This is a genomic window from Clostridium neuense (genome assembly GCF_045310695.1).
GTDB classification, from domain to species: Bacteria; Bacillota; Clostridia; order Clostridiales; family Clostridiaceae; genus Clostridium_S; species Clostridium_S neuense.
In genome coordinates, this window is the sequence record NZ_JBJIAA010000023.1 from 51,226 (window position 1) to 67,917 (window position 16,692).

The window sequence follows — 16,692 nt, forward strand, 5'->3', positions numbered from 1 at the left end:
TTAGCATTTTGATGTTTTAATGCTTAAGATATGTTAAGCTTTATAATTTACAGCGATATTTCTAGTTTTGCGGACATGGCAAATATTTCAATTACAATAAAAAAAGCATTGACTTTTGAATTATATGGTAGTATATTAACTTTAGATGGAATTTAATAAAAAAAATGTAACTATATTAAAAATTGATATTGACTTTTAATGTAATATTTGTTATTATTTAATTGTAGTATTTGTCGAATGATGTAATTTAAGGAGGATAAAAAATGAAGTCAACAGGAGTAGTAAGAAGAGTAGATGAATTAGGCAGAATAGTAATACCTATAGAATTAAGAAGAACTTTAAATATAGCTGAAAAAGATGCCTTAGAGATTTATGTTGATGGCGAACAAATTATTTTAAAGAAATACGAACCTGCTTGCATATTCTGCGGAGATGCAAGAGATGTAGTAAATTATAAAGGAAAAAATATTTGCAAAAATTGCCTTCAAGAATTAAGAGAAGGAAGATAAATAAATTTTTAGTAAAAAAACAGTATAGCTTGTCTATGCTGTTTTTTTATTTTTTTGATTTTGTATACATAAGATTGAGAGGCAACATCAAAGAAAATCTTACAACTTAATGTTGATGTCATCTCTAGATAATGCATTACGGCTAAACAACTTGGAATATTAAAATTAGCTGAATTCTATTTTGGAACATATTGGTTATATGAACATGTATTATTTTACAATGGATAATTGACAGAGGATAGTTGCAGTTGGCTTTCTTCCATTTCACTATAGAAAGTCTTAAACTTAATGCTGACGCCAATTTCTTTAAATTGACTATTTTAAATCTTCCATGTTGTTTACCTATGAGATTCCGCAAGAGCAGAGAAATTTTTTCATCCCATAAATATATATGAGGCTTGGACTTGAATCCAAACCTCATATATGTGTTGTAACAAAGAATTGTTACTTAGCATTATTTTATTATACGTCTAGCAGCACAATAATCTCTTAAAGGTGATATTCTTACATTTGCTCCTGTATGAGGTGCCTCAATAAAAGTATCATCACCTGCATATATGCCAACATGTCCAGGTCCATCAGCTCCTGGCTCGAAGAACAAAAGATCTCCAGGTTGAAGAGGTCCAGTTACAGGCGAACCAGCTCCAACTTGTTCTTCACTTGTTCTTGGCAAGCTTATTCCAAGTCTACCATAAACATACTGAACAAGTCCAGAACAATCAAATCCAGCTGGTGTTGTTCCTCCCCATACATACTTTACTCCAAGATATTGGCTAGCTAGCTTTACAACTGCCAATCCAGTGGCTGATCCGCTGCTTGATTGTGTAATATTTGTATTCGCATGTTGGTTTCCGGAACTTGGTGCAGTAGGAACACTTAGTGCTTGAAGCTTCTTTTTCTCAGCATCCATTGCACCTTGTATTTTTGCCATATCTGCCTTGTGTTTATCTTCTTCAGATTTTTCGCTGGCTAACAGTTTGTTTTGTTCTGCCTCTTTATTCTTGAGATCACTTAACTTACTGTTATTTTGGCTTTGTAACTTCTCCAACTTAGAATTATCAGCCTCAAGTACTTTTTTCTGCTTATCTATGTTTTGCTTTTGCTTGTTAATGTTATTCATTATGTTATCATCATATTGAACTAAATTCTTAACATTTTCAACATTAGCTATAAGATCACTAAAACTTTTAGAATTTAAAATAACTTCTAAATACTGCATATCAGAATCACTCATATACATAGCTTTAATTCTCTGCATATATGTATTTTGCTCACTATCCATTTGTTCTTGTGACTCATTAAGCTTTTTTTGTTCTTCAGCTATCTTGTCCTGACTTTGAGATATCTTTTTACCTGTATTAGAAATATCAGTGTTTATTTTCTCAATTTCATTATCAATACCTGAAATCTTTCCTTCTATATCCTGTACACCCTTAAGAGCATTTTGATATTGCTGCAAGCTGCTATTATACTGCTCTTGAAGAGGTGCTGCTAAAGCATTGCTTGTACAAGATAATGTTACTCCTAAAGCAGCAATTATACTTACTAATTTCTTATGCATTGTATCATTCCTTCTTACTATTTATATTTATAAAACATAAAAAAGGGCACTTTTTATGCCCTTAAAAACTATATTTAATTATTTTCATTATATCCTTTTTGCTATGCTGAAAGGTCTAACAGGTGTAATATGAACATCCTCACCTGCTCTAGGGGCTTCTATCATTTGTCCCCCTCCTGCATAAATGGCTACATGGTATGGATCTGATACCGAACCAAAGAATAACAAATCTCCTGGCTGCAAATTATTTGCTGATACTGTTGAGCCATATTTAACTTGCTCTCCTGTGTAATGTGGAAGGCTTACGCCAACTTGGGCATAACAATACATTACAAGCCCAGAACAATCGAATCCACTAGGAGTTGTTCCCCCCCATACATATGGAGTTCTATTTACGAATTGAGCTGCAATACCAACTACACCACTATAACTACCAGCTGGAACAACATGCTGACCTCTGTCATGTGAAGGGCTGCTTGATGAAGTTGAAGCACTCGTATTCATACTTAAAAGTCTTGCTTTTTCTTGATTTGACTGAGCTTGAAGTTGATCATAATAAGCTTTATTTTTTTGCATTTCAGCCTTTGCTTTATTTTCTAATGCCAATACCTGTGACTTCTTAGAATTAGCATCTTGAAGCTTCTTTTGATCCTGACTTTGTAATGCAACTAAACTAGCCTTTTCACTAGCAAGCTTGTCCTTTTGTTTTTCAATTCTACTTTTTTCAGAATTTAGGTTATCCATAAGATTCTTATCATAATCTGATATTTTTTGTACTGTTTCAATATTAGATATGAGATCACTAAAGCTTTTTGACCCAAGGACAATGTTTATGTAACTTTGATTTTTCCCGTTCATATACATAGTTCTAATTCTCTGACCATACACTTCTTGTTCGTTGTTTATCTTATTTTGAGACTCTTTAATGCTCTTATTTACTATGTTTATGCTTGCTTGAGCCTTATCTATCTTGCTATCTATACCAGCCTTTTCTCTCAAAATCGTTTCAATATCATGATCTACCTTCTGCATCTGGGTATCCAAATCTTGTACCTTCTGTTGTGACTGAGTCAAATTGGTTTTACTCTGATCTAATTGGCCTTGAGTTGGTGCAGCTAATGCACTTGAACCAACTGTAAACACTATGCTTGTCGCTAAAATAATCGACAATACTCGTTTATGCACTAATATCCCCCCTACTAAATACTTTATGTAAATATTTTCAGCGTGATATAAAGCAGCACTTACCCTAGCACAACTTTATATATAATGTAATTATTATACCATTATTATTTATAATTTTACAACTTCCATTTTCCATATGATTTTAAAGTTATCAAGAGTATTGTATATAATTCTACAATATACTTTGCCATATTCTATAATTTTAGGTTATTTTAAATTTATAGAATATTTATATATTTCAGTTTTAGGAACATTTCTATCTTTAGCTGTCATTTTAACTGCTTCTTTTTTAGAAAATCCCTTTTCAATGTAGGTTTTAATATGCTCCTCTATGCTCATTTGTTCCCATTTAGCTCTTTCTTCACCTTTAATTTCTTCTTCGCTTTTACCTTCAATAACAAGCACATATTCCCCTTTTGCATTATTTTCTTTATAAAAATTCAATGCCTGTGCCAAAGTTGTTCTCTTTATCTCCTCATGAAGCTTTGTAAGTTCTCTACAAATTGATATTTTCCTATCCCCTAGACTATTCAATAAAAATTCCAAAGTATTTTTAAGCCTGTGTGGAGCCTCATAAAAAATAATAGTCTCACTTGAGTTTTTAACCTGCTCTATAACTTCATTTCTATCTTTATTTTCCCTTGGTAAAAATCCTCTAAATAAAAATTTTGAGCTATCTATACCAGAATAAACTAAAGCCGTAACAAATGCTGTTGGTCCAGGTATCACTTCAAAATCTACATTTTCTTCAATGCATTTTAATGCTACTACACTTCCAGGGTCTGATATTCCTGGCATACCAGCATCCGTAACTATTGCTACATTTTTACCCTCATTAGTTAATTTTATTATCTCAATACTCTTTTCCTTCTCATTAAACTTATGATAGCTTATAAGTGGTTTCTTTATATTAAAATGATTTAACAACTTTAAGCTTTGCCTTGTATCCTCTGCTGCTATAATGTCACAGCTTTTTAAGGTTTCTAAAGCTCTTATAGTTATATCTCCTAAATTTCCTATAGGTGTTCCAACTAAAAATACTTTTCCTTTCATATCTTTACTCCTTATCCTTACATTCTTCCATATATTTTTTCAATTTCATTAGTATAACTTCCATCCTCGTTATGCACATACAGCGGCTCTTCCCATTTTAAAAACCTTCCACCATCTCTTTGCCCTTCTATAAGCATTATGTTTGGAGCCTTTCCTGCACTTGGATGAACCATTTTTATTGATTTAGGCTCTATTTTATATTTTCTCATCATACACAAGACATCAGCTATTCTTTCAGGTCTATGTACCATAAAAAGCTTCCCATTATCCTTTAATATAACCCTTGAGGCTGCTATAACATCTTCAAGGTTACAGCATATCTCGTGCCTTGAAATAGCATTATTATCATTTTTATTTACTATTCCCGAATTACAAAGCTTGTATGGTGGATTTACAGTTACAACATCCGCTTTAGCTATAGCCTTAATAAGCTTTATATCTTTTAAATCTCCATGTATAAAATTAATCTTATCTTCAAAATTATTATACTTAACTGTTCTGTCTGCCATATTAACAAGGTCACCCTGTATTTCTACTCCTGTTATGGAAGCGGCTTCAGTCTTTCCAGCAATTATAAATGGAATTATTCCTGTACCACTACATAAATCAACAACTCTAGCCCTTCTTTTTATTTTAGCATAGTTGGCAAGAAGCACAGCATCAACTCCAAATCTAAATGCTTTCTTTTTTTGTATAACTTTAATTCCTTTAATTTGAAGATCATCAAGCGTTTCATCATCTTTCACTAATTCCATAAAATCCACCTCAAATTTCCGTATTTTTTCAATTTTCATAATAGTTTTTCTATTCATTATTTTCTTACAAAATCATTTTTTGCTCTTTTCTATTATATTATATTATTATGTGTTTTTCAGACAATATTAAAGAATAGGAGGTGAAATAATGAAACTTTTAAGGCAATCATGTCTGATTCTAGCAATTTGCTTTATTGGAGAAGTGCTAAATAAAATATTTAATTTACCAATTCCAGGGAATGTCCTAGGAATGATAATTTTATTAATTCTCCTTAGCACAGGAGTTGTTAAGCTAGAAAAAATCGAAGAGATAAGTAATTTTCTACTGGAGCACCTCGCATTTTTCTTTATTCCTGCTGGTGTAGGTCTTATTTCATGCTTTGGACTTATCAAAGGAAACTTAATAGGAATTATATTTATTACTTTAATATCCACTATTATTATAATGGCCCTTACTGGTCTAACCGTACAGTTACTTAAGAAGAGGTGAAATTGAAATTATGAATGAACTTATACATACTTCTCTGTTTTCCATATTAATATCTCTTATAGCTTTTGAAATTGGACTTTTTTTATACAGGAAAACAAAACTCCCAATTTTTAACCCACTTTTAATAAGTATAGCAATTGTAATTTTTATACTTAAATCACTAAATATAACCCTTAATGAGTACAATTCTGGAGGACAATTTATATCATTTTTCTTAGGACCATCAACTGTAATTCTTGCTGTTCCTCTTTATAAAAAAATTGATCTCCTAAAGAAAAATATTGTACCAATACTTTTAGGCATATCCATAGGCTCAATAATAGGTATGATAAGCATAGCAATTATGTGTCACATTTTTAAATTATCTGCTGCTATAGACTTATCCTTGCTTCCAAAATCCGTAACCACCCCTATAGGCCAATCTGTATCAAAACAAATTGGAGGCATACCTGCTGTAACAGTAGCTGCTATTGTGCTTACAGGTGTCTTTGGAGCAATAGTAGGTCCACTTGTATTCAAGCTCTTTAAAATAAAGGATCCTGTTGCCATGGGAATAGCTCTAGGCACCTCCTCTCATGCTATTGGAACTACAAAAGCAATAGAAATTGGAGAAACGCAGGGTGCTATGAGCAGTCTTTCTATTGGAATAGCTGGTCTTATTATAGTAATATTTGCACCTATAATAGTAAAGCTATTATCATTATTAACATAAAAAATGCAGGAGATTATCTCCTGCATTTTTTATTTGCTATTTGAAACTTGATTTGAATCAATAGAACTGTACTTTGAATTTATAACAACTATATCAACTCTTCTATTTTTAGCCATATTATCTGAACTATTATCTGGAACTATAGGATCATTTTCAGCATATCCAGCTGCTACAAATTGATTATGCGGAACTCCTCCCTTTTCCTCTAGTACATGCCAAACAGTTGCTGCCCTCATAACGGATAATTCAATATTAGATTCAAACTTCTCATCATGCATAGGCCTACTGTCCGTATGTCCTTCTATTCTTATAATATTGTTAATGCCTTTTAATATTTTACCTATTGCTATAAGCCTATCCTGTGCACCAGGCAATAAATTCGCCTTTGCAGTATCAAACATAGTAGTATCAACAATATGTATTGTTAAACCTCTCTCTTGTAGGTTAGTGCTTATACTTCCAGTCAATCCATTTTGCTTTATATAATTATCTACTTTTTCTTTTACTGCTTTTAATTTACTTTCCTCAACTTTTTGATCTGCAGAGGAAGATCCTTTAGCTTCCTTTTGCATTTCCTGAACATAATCAGGAGTTGATTTTACATCTACTGCCGTATCATCACCTATAATGGTTTTACCTCCACCATTTGAAATAGCCGATTTAATAGATTCAGCAACCTTAGCCATCTTAGTTTTATCTGCAGTACTTGATGCATACATTACTATAAAAAAAGCCATCAAAAGAGTTATTAAATCTGAATATGTAAGAAGCCAACGTTCCGCATTCTCTGGCGGTTCTGCCTTTTTCTTTCTGGCCATGCTTATTCACCTTCTTTTCCACTTTGACTCTCATACTCCTGAAGCTGTTTCTTATCCAAAAATCCTTTTAATTTTTCTTCAAGTGTATTAGGGTTTATTCCTTCCTGAATGCATAGTATAGCCTCTATTATGAGATTTTTTTCTTTCATCTCAATTTCGTTATATCTCTTAAGCTTAGTTGCCATAGGTAACCATAAAAGGTTAGCTGAACTGATACCATAAAGTGTAGCTATAAATGCACTTGATATAGATTCTCCAAGGGCCGAAGTATCTGAACTAAGATTTGCAAGAACAACAACAAGGCTTGTAACTGTACCGATGATACCAAGTGTTGGTGCATATCCACCTGCAGATTCAAAAACTGCAATACCGCCCTTATGCCTTTCTTCTATAAGTTCAACGCTTAATTCAAGTGTATCCTTTACGGTTTGAGGCTCAATTCCATCAACAACCATCTGTAAACCCTTTTTTATGAATGGATCTATTCCATCTCCAGATATCATCTCTTCAATACTAAGTAAACCTTCTTTTCTAGTTTTAAATGCTATTTGCTTAAAGTATATTATTGACTCAACTAAATTTATTTTTGGTTTTGAGAATATAACCTTTATAACAGCACCCATGTTTTTCAATTCAGAAATAGGATAAGATACGCCAACTGCACCAATTGTTCCTCCAAAAACAAGTATAGCAGGTGCTCCATGGAAAAGATGAGTAATATTACCACCATCTATTGTATATCCTGTTACAATTGCAGCTAGAGCAACAACTAAAAATATAATACTATCCAAATTTTTCTCCTCCTTATATACCTAGCAATTATTTAATCTACTTATTAATCATATATAAATTTGCAGTTTTAAATGATTACAACGGTATTGGAACCTAACTTGTACATATTTATTAAATACTATAGTTAGCTTACAAAAATAAAATGTTAATCAGTAACCATATATAACTACGCAAAATAATTTATCTACATATATACATATTATCGTAAAAATAAAATATAAATTTACAACAAACTACATATATGATTAAAAAAAAATATTTCACTACATATTATATAAACAAAAAAAGCTCGCAAATGCGAACTTTTTTTATAAAAACACATGTAGCCTATTCTTGAACTGGAGCTCCTACTGGGCAAACATTAGCGCAGTTTCCACATTCTATGCATGCTCCTTCGTCAATAACGAATTGAGTATCTCCTTGACTTATAGCACTAACTGGGCATTCTGAAGCACAAGAACCACAGCTAACACAAGCATCTGTTATCTTATATGCCATAATTAATACACCTCCCATCCAAAGGTCATTCGAGTACCACAATACTCGTTAATATTGTATCACGATTTTATTAATTTTGGAACTTATTTTCAGCGAAAACCAGCAAATATATATTATAAGGCAGCAATCAGCCGCATTATATAGAACTTGTTTAAAATTAAACTTAATCTTTGCATTATTGTACAAAATACCCCAAACTCTCTATAGCTTCTATAATATCATCTAATTTTAAAAGGTAATTATCATAAATTATCTCAACAATTTTACTTTCTTTATTAATATAACAGGCAACTACTCCTTCATTTTGTGAAACAACATTTCTAATTTTATTTACATCATCTATACTACATATATTGCCTACCTTTAAAACAGATTTCATGCTTAATTCCTTCCCCCTAGTCAGCTTTAAAGAGCTGCTTTATAGCTTCCGAATCTTCTTCTTGGATTTCAAGCTTTATTTGAGATTCATCAACGCTTCCTTCATACTTACCAGAAACAAGTTTAAGACCCTCTATAGGAATTTCAGCTACTGATTCTTCTCCATCTTGAAGCTTATATTTAATCTTAACCTTTTCTTTAACAACGCTGTTAGATATAACTTCACAATTTCCATATTCTTTAGAATAAACTACTGAACCAACCTGAGGCATTTTCTTTCTTATATACTCATATGTTTCTTGCTCATAATTGAGACAGCACATAAGTCTTCCACACACACCGGAAATTTTTGATGGGTTTAGAGACAAATTTTGTTCCTTTGCCATTTTTATTGAAACAGGCGCAAAGTCTCCAAGATGAACAGCACAGCACATAGGTCTTCCACATACGCCAAGTCCACCAACCATTTTTGCTTCATCTCTTACTCCTATTTGTCTAAGCTCAATTCTAGTTCTAAAGACAGATGCTAAATCCTTAACAAGTTCCCTAAAATCAACTCTTCCATCGGCTGTAAAATAAAATATAATTTTATTATTATCAAAGGTGTATTCTACATCTATAAGCTTCATTACAAGCTCATGCTTCTTTATTTTTTCAAAGCATATATTAAAAGCTTCTTGTTCCTTCTTTTTATTTTCGGCATATTTTTGCTTATCTTCTTCAGTTGCTATTCTTATTACATTTTTAAGCGGACTTACTATATTTTCTTCTGGTACTTCTTTTATTCCTATAACACAAGTTCCAAATTCAATTCCTCTTGCAGTTTCAACTATTACGTTATCCTGCTTATTTATTTTAAATTCACCAGGTGAAAAATAATAAATCTTTCCTGCCTTTTTAAATCTAATTCCTACAACGGTTACCATGTTAGACCTCCTGTATTTTAAATAGCATCGTACCATACGTTAACTCTACACTTACATTACTTTCCATGTTGCTCTTAGCAAAATTTAATATATCAAAAATTCTGTTAAGTCTATTCATAGAAAACTGCATTGCAAGTTTTTTTACATCCTCTAGCTTATCACTATTTATTATAAGTTCCTCTTTTCCTGTTTCCTTGTATATTAATGAATCTCTTACATACACAGCAAAGCATTCTATTACTTCCCGCCATAATTCCTTATATTCTGTCAACTTCTGAGCACACTTTACTATATTGTCATAATCCATATTCTTTATACTAACGAGTGTATCCATAACTTCATCTCTTATGGATTTTAAAGCTGTATTCTCCATAAAATCTTCAACTTTTCCAGGAACACCTACACTAAAAGCGAGAATAGATTTAATTTCTTTATCTTCTAAAACGCCATATTTTCTATTTATAAACGCCAGCATTTCTTCCTTAGGTAATTTCTTTATTTTATGAAGCTGACACCTAGATCTTATGGTATCTAAAAGTCTTCCCATAGTTTCACACAAAAGAAGTATAAAAACCCCACGAGGCGGCTCTTCAATCGTTTTAAGTAAAGCATTTTGCCCTTGAATAGTAATATAATCCGCATCATGAATAATTATTACCTTTTTATCACCTTCATAAGGCTTTTTGTTTACTTCCTCGATTATGCTTCTAACCTGATCTACAGATATACTTTTTTTGCCTGAGTTTATCTTCCATTCAATTAAATCTGCATAATCCTTAATTTCAGTTTTACCCAAAATTTTAGCTGCTAACTCTCTTGCGATAAAACTCTTACCACTTCCGTCTTCACCGCATATAATATGTGCATGTGAAATCTTTCCTATTTTTATGAGCCCATCAAACTCATTTCTCACTTCCTCATGCCCAATTATATCGCTAAACTTCATAAAAAGCCTCCTATTTATACTCAACTATAGATAAACAAACTGAAAGGTTGAAATTACTAATATTATAATTTTACAAGTGATTTTTGTATACTTTAATCAGAGGACAATTGACAGTTAACGATGATTTATCTTTCACTTCTCTCAGATAAATCTTTAATTATACATAATGATGCTTAGCTTTGCTAAGCGAGAAAAGCAGGTAATTAAAAAAAATTGCCAACTGATATATGTTCATATAACCAACATGTTCCAAAATACAATTCAGCTAATTTTAATATTCCATATTGTCTATCTATAATGTAATTACTCATTAAAAAAATTCAAGCTATTGCAAAGCTTCACACCCAAAATTCCGTAGGCACGGAGGAATTTTTTCCTTGCATTATACCGTTAAGGCGAAGTAGCAATGCTGAAGGAACGATTTAAAAAAATTCTAATAAATCTTGACTTAAAAATCATAAAATACTTAGAGTTTTAAATCTGTTTGAGCTTTGCGAGTTATTGAAAACTCTTAGGATTTTATGATTTTTAAGTCTTAGATCTATAGAACTTTTTTAATGTGACGAAGCATTGTTACTTCGCATTTTTATATTTTTAAGAACTTATCTACATCAACAACAAATATAGTTGCCCCTCCAACTTCGATATCTATAGGATAAGGAACATATACGCCAGTAGAACCTCCAACTGGAGATGGTGATGTAACTACTTGTTCTCTTGTTCCACACTCTTGTTTAATAATATCAATTACTTTGTCCACATCTTGTTCTTCTACGCCTATCATAAGAGTAGTATTACCAGACTTTAAAAATCCGCCTGTAGTAGCAAGCTTTGTAACTCTAAATCCGCCATCTGTTAGCACGTCTATTAAGTCACCTGCATCATCATCCTGAACAATAACAATTATTAGTTTCATATTAATCCCTCCTATAAATCCTAAGTTATATGTATATTTTATCACAAAATTCATAACACTTTACACTTATTTTTTAATATCAAACAATAAATTTGGTTATGGAATCTTTAATTTTTTTTATGCACGCTTCTAAATCATAATTTTCATATTGATAAAAAATATTACACTCATTTAATTTATCCTCTGAAAAATCAATATTATCTGCTAAAAATCTTCTGCAAAGCTCATTATAATCAGGTTTTTTCTGTTCTCTTTCACGCTTTATAGCTCTTTCCAATCTTGTTCCATCATCAACAGCAATATATATCGGAACAATACTTTCTTCTCCAAAATACTTTTTCAAATTTTTATAGGCCTCTAAGGTAGTTATTAAAATATAATTATCACTTTCAAACTGTATTTGTCCATCATCTATTGTAGCGTAGTACCATTTTCCCTTTACAGTATTATATACCCTTTCTTCTATAACCTTTCCTATTTTTTTGTAATTAAACAACTTTTCTTCATTAATAAAAAAATATTCGACTCCATTTGTCTCATTAACCCGTCTAGGTCTAGTTGTATAAGTTACAACAGGCTTTAATTTCAAAGCTTTATTGTCTTTTAGTGTTTTAAATATTGTATCTTTTCCACAATTGCTTTTGCCCATTAAACAAAAGATTTTTCCCACAGTATTTCACCCTCTAATTACAGTATTTACTTTACCCTCGTTAACTCCCATAACTAAGGCATTATTTTTTATATAGTAATTTATTTCCTCAATAATTTCTTTGCTTATAACTTCTCCTGGCATTATAATAGGAACTCCCGGTGGATATGGCACAACTGCATCTGCGCATATTTCCCCTTCTGCCTCGTATATGTCCATTACTTCCTTTTTACTATTTAGCACATCTCCTGGCGCCATTTCCATACTAGGTATAGATAATTCTTTTAAATCAAAACTTTTATCTTCAAGCTCTTCTATATTGCACTTTATAAGAACCTCATAAAGCTTTTTAAATTCTTCTTCACAATTAAAAGGTGAAAAAATTAAAATTACATTTTGGCTGTCACACATCTCAGGTTGTATAAAATTCTCCTTAAGATAATTATATAATTTAAATCCGCTGTATCCTTTACAAACATTTATAACAAATCTTGTTTTATCAATGCTCTGATTTTTATTATTTAAGTCTGCCTCATTTAAAATATGCATCCCTCTAATTTTATCTATCTTTTCAGCGTATTTGTTACATATATTTATAAGTTTTTTATATTCACTATATCCTTTTTCTTCAATATAAAATCTTGCATAGTCCATAGATGCCATAAAAACATACGATGGACTAGTAGTTAAAAAGGAACTTACATAAAAGTCTAGTTTGTCCACTTCAATTTCATCACTGCATAAATGAAGATACGCAGTCTGTGTAAGGCTGGGAAGGGTTTTATGTGCACTCATTACAACCATGTCACAGCCCAGCTTAACCGCACTTTTAGGTAATTCCTCACACAAACCAAAATGGGCTCCATGTGCCGAGTCCACTATAACCTTCATCCCTCTTTTTTTGGCTTCTCCTGCTATAAACTCAAGATTGCAACACACCCCGTAATAATTAGGATAGGTTATAATTACTCCTTTAGCATCTATATTTTCATCAAGAAGCTTTAAAAAATATTCTTCATCTATGGCTAAAGGAGCATTCATTTCATAATTAAAATCATTTTTAATATAAACTGGCTTTAGCTTTCTCATTATTATGCTGTTAAATATGGATCTATGGCAATTTCTTTCAACAATTACTTTATCACCTTCATTAAAGCACGCAAAAATCATAGCTAAATTTCCACTTGTACTTCCATTAACAAGAAAATATGATTTTTTAGTTCCATAAAAGCTGCTGAGCCTTTCCTCTGCTTCTTTTATTATTCCCTCTGCATGATGCAGATTATCTAGTCCATCCACTTCTGTCAGATCAAATTTAATGAGATTATCATAAAATTTTTTTCCTTCATCTGTACATAAAAATCCTTTTCCCTGCTTATGTCCAGGCATACAAAACAAACTATTTTTTTCGCTTATATATTTCATAATTCCATCTATAAGTGGTAATTTTGACAATCACAATCCGCTCCTCTTGATATAATGTGGACAATTTCTTTTTTTATACACTCTTTGTAGTACTCATAAAAATCATTTTTGTCCTTAAGATTTACTAACCTTTTCTCACAGGCTTTACACATTCCTTTGCCATTAATCATTATACCATCTTTTAGAACCTTGCCACATATAATACAATTTTTTTTCATAAATATATTCCCCCTTACCTGTTAGGAATTATTACCCCCATATTATATTTTATTCACCATACATTGGATTTTTATTTTGTCCAAATAATTTTTTTAATTTATATTTTAATTTATTAAGGGAACACTAAAATATGAATGATGAAAGTGGCTAAAATACTCAAACTTGAATTTATATAATTAATGCAAGTAATTTTTAAAACTAGAGTAAAGAGTAGAGAGCAGAGAGTAGAGTGAAGGATGATTTTTCTCCGCTACGCTTTCAAAAATCTTAAACTTAATGCTTGCGCATGGCTTGAAATATAATATTCATCACAGCTGATATTAATAAGTTCCAAGATTTACCTAAGTGTAACGAAAGGTAAATCCACATTCACTCTACTCTCTACTCTTTACTCTCTACTCTGCAAAGGGGTGTTCTTATGAAACAAGAAATGATAACATTTTTAAGTACACTAAAGGATGAAATATTTGAACTCACAAAATATCTTTACAATAATCCTGAAGAAAGCTTTCATGAATATAAAGCATACAATTACATATCAAGCTTACTAAATAAATACAATTTTGAAGTTACTCCAAGCTATTTAGGTATACCAACTTCGTTTTACGCACAATACGGAAAGGGTCATCCAAAGGTTTGCTTTATCTGTGAATATGATGCTTTAAAGGAAAAAGGTCATGTATATGGCTATAATGCAAAAACAGCAATATCTATAGCTTCAGCTCTTGCGCTTTCAAAAGTAATTCCAAAGCTAGGAGGAAGTGCAATAGTAATTGGCTGTCCAGGTGAAATACTGAGCGGTTCAAAGGTTGCAATGACAGAGCAGGGAACTTTTGAGGACATAGATGCAGTCTTAATGGTTCAACCTCATACTATAACTGCTGAAAGCGGAAGCTCTATGGCTATTGTTCCACTCCAAATTAAATATACAGATAACTCTTACAATAATAATACTTCAACAGGAAAATACTCTGCCCTAGATGCATGTTTATTTACTTTTGATGCATTAAACGTTATTGCAAAAGGCTTTGAAAACAACTGCTTTATAGGTGATATAAACGTGAACAGCATAACCGATTCCTTTCCTGAAAGCGTAGAAGCAAAATTTTCAATAAAAACTTCGTCAACTAAAATTGCAGATGAAATTGAAAACAAAATTGAAAGTTTTATAAAACTAACATGTTCACTTTTAAATGTATCCTCTGAACTTCATCTTTATAGTATGCCTTGCAAAGAACTTATAACTAATCCAACCATATCAAGATTATTTTCACATAACCTTAAGGAAAGTGGAATAATAAATATTAGTGGAATAAAAAACATATTTTCTTCTTTAAATCTTGGAAATGTAAGCCATGTAGTACCTTGTATACACCCATATGTTTCAATTGTCAACGATAATTCTATTGCTTATGGAACTGAAAAATTTGCAGCTGCCACTGTCACAGAATTTGCTAGTGATGCAATAATGAAAGCAGCTCAAGCACTATCCTGTACGGCTTTTGATATTATTGACAAACAATCACTAATAGCCGATGCAAAAACTGAACTTAGCAGGCTGCAGACGAGTACTCTGCAAATACGTTAAAAACTGAAAACATAATAGTTTTTTGTATCAGATATGATTTAGCTTTGGTATAATAAATATATAAATGAAAGGCAGGTGAATCTGTTATACTTTTTAACAATTTGTATCAAAGTATAACACTAACTATATGATATCTATATATAAAAGTGCAGATGTAACTACTCCTTCAAGACTTCAAATGCTTGAAAACATAGAACCTGGATGTTGGATAAACATTGTAGCACCTACTGAGCAAGAGTTAATGCTTATACAAAAAAAGACCAATGTTCCTATGGACTTTTTAAAAGCTGCCCTAGACGATGAGGAAACTTCGAGATTAGAAATAGAAGACGATAATATACTCATCATTGTGGACATACCATTTACCGAAATGGAGGACAATTCATTAACCTATGATACTTACCCTTTGGCAATAATACATACACAAAGGGAAATAATAACCATATGCTTAAAAAATAGCAAAACAATAACAGATTTTATAGAAGGTAAAGTAAAAACTTTCTTTGCTTTTAAACGTTCTCGATTTATACTACAAATTTTATATAAAGTTGCAACTTATTATATGGTATATCTAAGGCAAATAGATAAGAAAAGTGTAATGATAGAAAAAAGACTTCATAAATCACTTAAAAACAAAGAACTTATTCAACTTCTATCCCTTGAAAAGTCACTAGTTTATTTCTCAACCTCACTTAAATCAAACGAAATAACACTTGAAAAAATGATGAAGCTTGAGGTCATGCAAAAATATCCTGAGGATCAAGATGTTCTAGAGGATGTTATAATAGAAAACAAACAAGCCATAGAGATGGCAAGCATATACAGTGACATCCTTAGCGGTACTATGGATGCTTTTGCCTCACTTATATCCAATAATCAAAATCTAGTAATCAAATTTTTAGCAACAATTACAATAGTTCTCTCAATACCAACAATGATATCAAATTTATTTTCTATGAATGTAGCCGGCATCCCACTTGCTAATTATAGATACGGTTTCGAAGTAATCTGCGGCATCTCCTTATTCTCCGTAATCATAGCCGCCCTACTCCTCTACAAAAAAGATATACACTTCTAGGGGTTTGGGGCTTTAGCCCCATTTGACTTCATGAACTATATATTTAGTCTTTTTTATATTCTAGGGGTTTGGGCGTCAGCCCATGTGATTCTGGAGCTATATATCAGTCTTATTTAACTTCTAGGGGTTTGGGGCTTTAGCCCCATTTGACTTCATGAACTATATATTTAGTCTTTTTTATATTCTAGGGGTTT

General features: G+C 31.7%; 19 protein-coding genes. 5 read left to right on the forward strand and 14 right to left on the reverse strand.

The window, feature by feature from the left end; translation table 11 throughout:
* Nucleotides 1-263: 263 nt before the first annotated feature.
* Nucleotides 264-509, forward strand: coding sequence for an AbrB/MazE/SpoVT family DNA-binding domain-containing protein (locus ACJDT4_RS21420; RefSeq protein WP_406789643.1), 246 nt, complete (start codon nucleotides 264-266; stop codon nucleotides 507-509).
* A 454-nt stretch (nucleotides 510-963) separates the two neighbouring features.
* On the opposite strand, the gene ACJDT4_RS21425 is transcribed toward ACJDT4_RS21420, so the two are convergent.
* From ACJDT4_RS21425 to ACJDT4_RS21440, 4 genes are all read right to left on the reverse strand, one after another.
* A complete protein-coding gene (locus ACJDT4_RS21425) occupies nucleotides 964-2,070 on the reverse strand; it encodes a C40 family peptidase (RefSeq protein ID WP_406789644.1) in 1,107 nt (368 codons plus the stop codon).
* 87 nt (nucleotides 2,071-2,157) lie between these two features.
* Nucleotides 2,158-3,255 carry a C40 family peptidase gene (locus ACJDT4_RS21430; protein WP_406789645.1) on the reverse strand — a complete coding sequence of 366 codons (1,098 nt, stop codon included), beginning with the start codon at nucleotides 3,253-3,255 and terminating at the stop codon, nucleotides 2,158-2,160.
* Nucleotides 3,256-3,462: 207 nt separating this feature from the next.
* Nucleotides 3,463-4,308, reverse strand: coding sequence for a 16S rRNA (cytidine(1402)-2'-O)-methyltransferase (gene rsmI, locus ACJDT4_RS21435; protein ID WP_406789646.1), 846 nt, complete (start codon nucleotides 4,306-4,308; stop codon nucleotides 3,463-3,465).
* 17 nt (nucleotides 4,309-4,325) lie between these two features.
* A complete protein-coding gene (locus tag ACJDT4_RS21440; RefSeq protein WP_406789647.1) occupies nucleotides 4,326-5,063 on the reverse strand; it encodes a tRNA1(Val) (adenine(37)-N6)-methyltransferase in 738 nt (245 codons plus the stop codon).
* A gap of 148 nt (nucleotides 5,064-5,211) precedes the next feature.
* Here ACJDT4_RS21440 and ACJDT4_RS21445 point away from each other — a divergent pair, with 148 nt between their 5' ends.
* Together ACJDT4_RS21445 and ACJDT4_RS21450 are read left to right on the forward strand one after the other, a co-directional pair.
* Nucleotides 5,212-5,553: a CidA/LrgA family protein gene (locus tag ACJDT4_RS21445; RefSeq protein ID WP_406789648.1), complete on the forward strand. Its 342-nt coding sequence runs from the start codon at nucleotides 5,212-5,214 to the stop codon at nucleotides 5,551-5,553.
* 10 nt (nucleotides 5,554-5,563) lie between these two features.
* The gene (locus ACJDT4_RS21450) at nucleotides 5,564-6,265 is read left to right on the forward strand and encodes an LrgB family protein (protein WP_406789649.1); all 702 of its coding nucleotides are present in this window, start codon (nucleotides 5,564-5,566) and stop codon (nucleotides 6,263-6,265) included.
* A gap of 29 nt (nucleotides 6,266-6,294) precedes the next feature.
* Here ACJDT4_RS21450 and ACJDT4_RS21455 read toward each other — a convergent pair whose 3' ends face one another.
* The 10 genes from ACJDT4_RS21455 to ACJDT4_RS21500 all read right to left on the reverse strand — a co-directional run bounded on the left by ACJDT4_RS21455 (nucleotide 6,295) and on the right by ACJDT4_RS21500 (nucleotide 13,831).
* Complete coding sequence (locus ACJDT4_RS21455) at nucleotides 6,295-7,083, reverse strand: OmpA/MotB family protein (protein WP_406789650.1); 789 nt, start codon at nucleotides 7,081-7,083, stop codon at nucleotides 6,295-6,297.
* A 2-nt stretch (nucleotides 7,084-7,085) separates the two neighbouring features.
* Nucleotides 7,086-7,874 (reverse strand): motility protein A, encoded by a 789-nt coding sequence (locus ACJDT4_RS21460; RefSeq protein WP_406789651.1) that lies wholly within the window; start codon nucleotides 7,872-7,874, stop codon nucleotides 7,086-7,088.
* 328 nt (nucleotides 7,875-8,202) lie between these two features.
* Complete coding sequence (locus tag ACJDT4_RS21465) at nucleotides 8,203-8,373, reverse strand: DUF362 domain-containing protein (protein ID WP_406789652.1); 171 nt, start codon at nucleotides 8,371-8,373, stop codon at nucleotides 8,203-8,205.
* A 175-nt stretch (nucleotides 8,374-8,548) separates the two neighbouring features.
* Complete coding sequence (locus ACJDT4_RS21470) at nucleotides 8,549-8,752, reverse strand: heavy-metal-associated domain-containing protein (RefSeq protein ID WP_406789654.1); 204 nt, start codon at nucleotides 8,750-8,752, stop codon at nucleotides 8,549-8,551.
* A gap of 16 nt (nucleotides 8,753-8,768) precedes the next feature.
* The gene (locus tag ACJDT4_RS21475; RefSeq protein ID WP_406789655.1) at nucleotides 8,769-9,677 is read right to left on the reverse strand and encodes a PSP1 domain-containing protein; all 909 of its coding nucleotides are present in this window, start codon (nucleotides 9,675-9,677) and stop codon (nucleotides 8,769-8,771) included.
* A 1-nt stretch (nucleotide 9,678) separates the two neighbouring features.
* Nucleotides 9,679-10,623, reverse strand: a complete 945-nt coding sequence (locus ACJDT4_RS21480) for a DNA polymerase III subunit delta' (RefSeq protein WP_406789656.1) — start codon at nucleotides 10,621-10,623, stop codon at nucleotides 9,679-9,681.
* Between the two features lie 586 nt (nucleotides 10,624-11,209).
* Nucleotides 11,210-11,539, reverse strand: a complete 330-nt coding sequence (locus tag ACJDT4_RS21485; protein WP_406789657.1) for a cyclic-di-AMP receptor — start codon at nucleotides 11,537-11,539, stop codon at nucleotides 11,210-11,212.
* Between the two features lie 79 nt (nucleotides 11,540-11,618).
* Nucleotides 11,619-12,209 carry a nucleoside/nucleotide kinase family protein gene (locus ACJDT4_RS21490; RefSeq protein WP_406789659.1) on the reverse strand — a complete coding sequence of 197 codons (591 nt, stop codon included), beginning with the start codon at nucleotides 12,207-12,209 and terminating at the stop codon, nucleotides 11,619-11,621.
* Nucleotides 12,210-12,215: 6 nt separating this feature from the next.
* Nucleotides 12,216-13,643, reverse strand: a complete 1,428-nt coding sequence (locus tag ACJDT4_RS21495; RefSeq protein ID WP_406789660.1) for an aminotransferase class I/II-fold pyridoxal phosphate-dependent enzyme — start codon at nucleotides 13,641-13,643, stop codon at nucleotides 12,216-12,218.
* Complete coding sequence (locus ACJDT4_RS21500) at nucleotides 13,622-13,831, reverse strand: sigma factor G inhibitor Gin (RefSeq protein ID WP_406789661.1); 210 nt, start codon at nucleotides 13,829-13,831, stop codon at nucleotides 13,622-13,624. The genes ACJDT4_RS21495 and ACJDT4_RS21500 overlap by 22 nt, the downstream gene beginning before the upstream one ends.
* A 419-nt stretch (nucleotides 13,832-14,250) precedes the next feature.
* Between ACJDT4_RS21500 and ACJDT4_RS21505 the strand changes: the two genes are divergently transcribed.
* Both ACJDT4_RS21505 and ACJDT4_RS21510 read left to right on the forward strand, forming a co-directional pair.
* Nucleotides 14,251-15,420, forward strand: coding sequence for a zinc-binding metallopeptidase family protein (locus ACJDT4_RS21505; protein WP_406789662.1), 1,170 nt, complete (start codon nucleotides 14,251-14,253; stop codon nucleotides 15,418-15,420).
* Nucleotides 15,421-15,547: 127 nt separating this feature from the next.
* A complete protein-coding gene (locus ACJDT4_RS21510; protein WP_406789663.1) occupies nucleotides 15,548-16,498 on the forward strand; it encodes a magnesium transporter CorA family protein in 951 nt (316 codons plus the stop codon).
* Nucleotides 16,499-16,692 lie beyond the last annotated feature (194 nt).

Coding starts and splice junctions, on each gene's coding strand:
- ACJDT4_RS21420 (WP_406789643.1), top strand. CDS start 264: ATGAAGTCAACAGGAGTAGTAAGAAGAGTAGATGAATTAGGCAGAATA.
- ACJDT4_RS21455 (WP_406789650.1), bottom strand. CDS start 7,083: ATGGCCAGAAAGAAAAAGGCAGAACCGCCAGAGAATGCGGAACGTTGG.
- ACJDT4_RS21485 (WP_406789657.1), bottom strand. CDS start 11,539: ATGAAACTAATAATTGTTATTGTTCAGGATGATGATGCAGGTGACTTA.
- ACJDT4_RS21425 (WP_406789644.1), bottom strand. CDS start 2,070: ATGCATAAGAAATTAGTAAGTATAATTGCTGCTTTAGGAGTAACATTA.
- ACJDT4_RS21465 (WP_406789652.1), bottom strand. CDS start 8,373: ATGGCATATAAGATAACAGATGCTTGTGTTAGCTGTGGTTCTTGTGCT.
- ACJDT4_RS21475 (WP_406789655.1), bottom strand. CDS start 9,677: ATGGTAACCGTTGTAGGAATTAGATTTAAAAAGGCAGGAAAGATTTAT.
- ACJDT4_RS21470 (WP_406789654.1), bottom strand. CDS start 8,752: ATGAAATCTGTTTTAAAGGTAGGCAATATATGTAGTATAGATGATGTA.
- ACJDT4_RS21450 (WP_406789649.1), top strand. CDS start 5,564: ATGAATGAACTTATACATACTTCTCTGTTTTCCATATTAATATCTCTT.
- ACJDT4_RS21480 (WP_406789656.1), bottom strand. CDS start 10,623: ATGAAGTTTAGCGATATAATTGGGCATGAGGAAGTGAGAAATGAGTTT.
- ACJDT4_RS21440 (WP_406789647.1), bottom strand. CDS start 5,063: ATGGAATTAGTGAAAGATGATGAAACGCTTGATGATCTTCAAATTAAA.
- rsmI (WP_406789646.1), bottom strand. CDS start 4,308: ATGAAAGGAAAAGTATTTTTAGTTGGAACACCTATAGGAAATTTAGGA.
- ACJDT4_RS21500 (WP_406789661.1), bottom strand. CDS start 13,831: ATGAAAAAAAATTGTATTATATGTGGCAAGGTTCTAAAAGATGGTATA.
- ACJDT4_RS21505 (WP_406789662.1), top strand. CDS start 14,251: ATGAAACAAGAAATGATAACATTTTTAAGTACACTAAAGGATGAAATA.
- ACJDT4_RS21510 (WP_406789663.1), top strand. CDS start 15,548: ATGATATCTATATATAAAAGTGCAGATGTAACTACTCCTTCAAGACTT.
- ACJDT4_RS21445 (WP_406789648.1), top strand. CDS start 5,212: ATGAAACTTTTAAGGCAATCATGTCTGATTCTAGCAATTTGCTTTATT.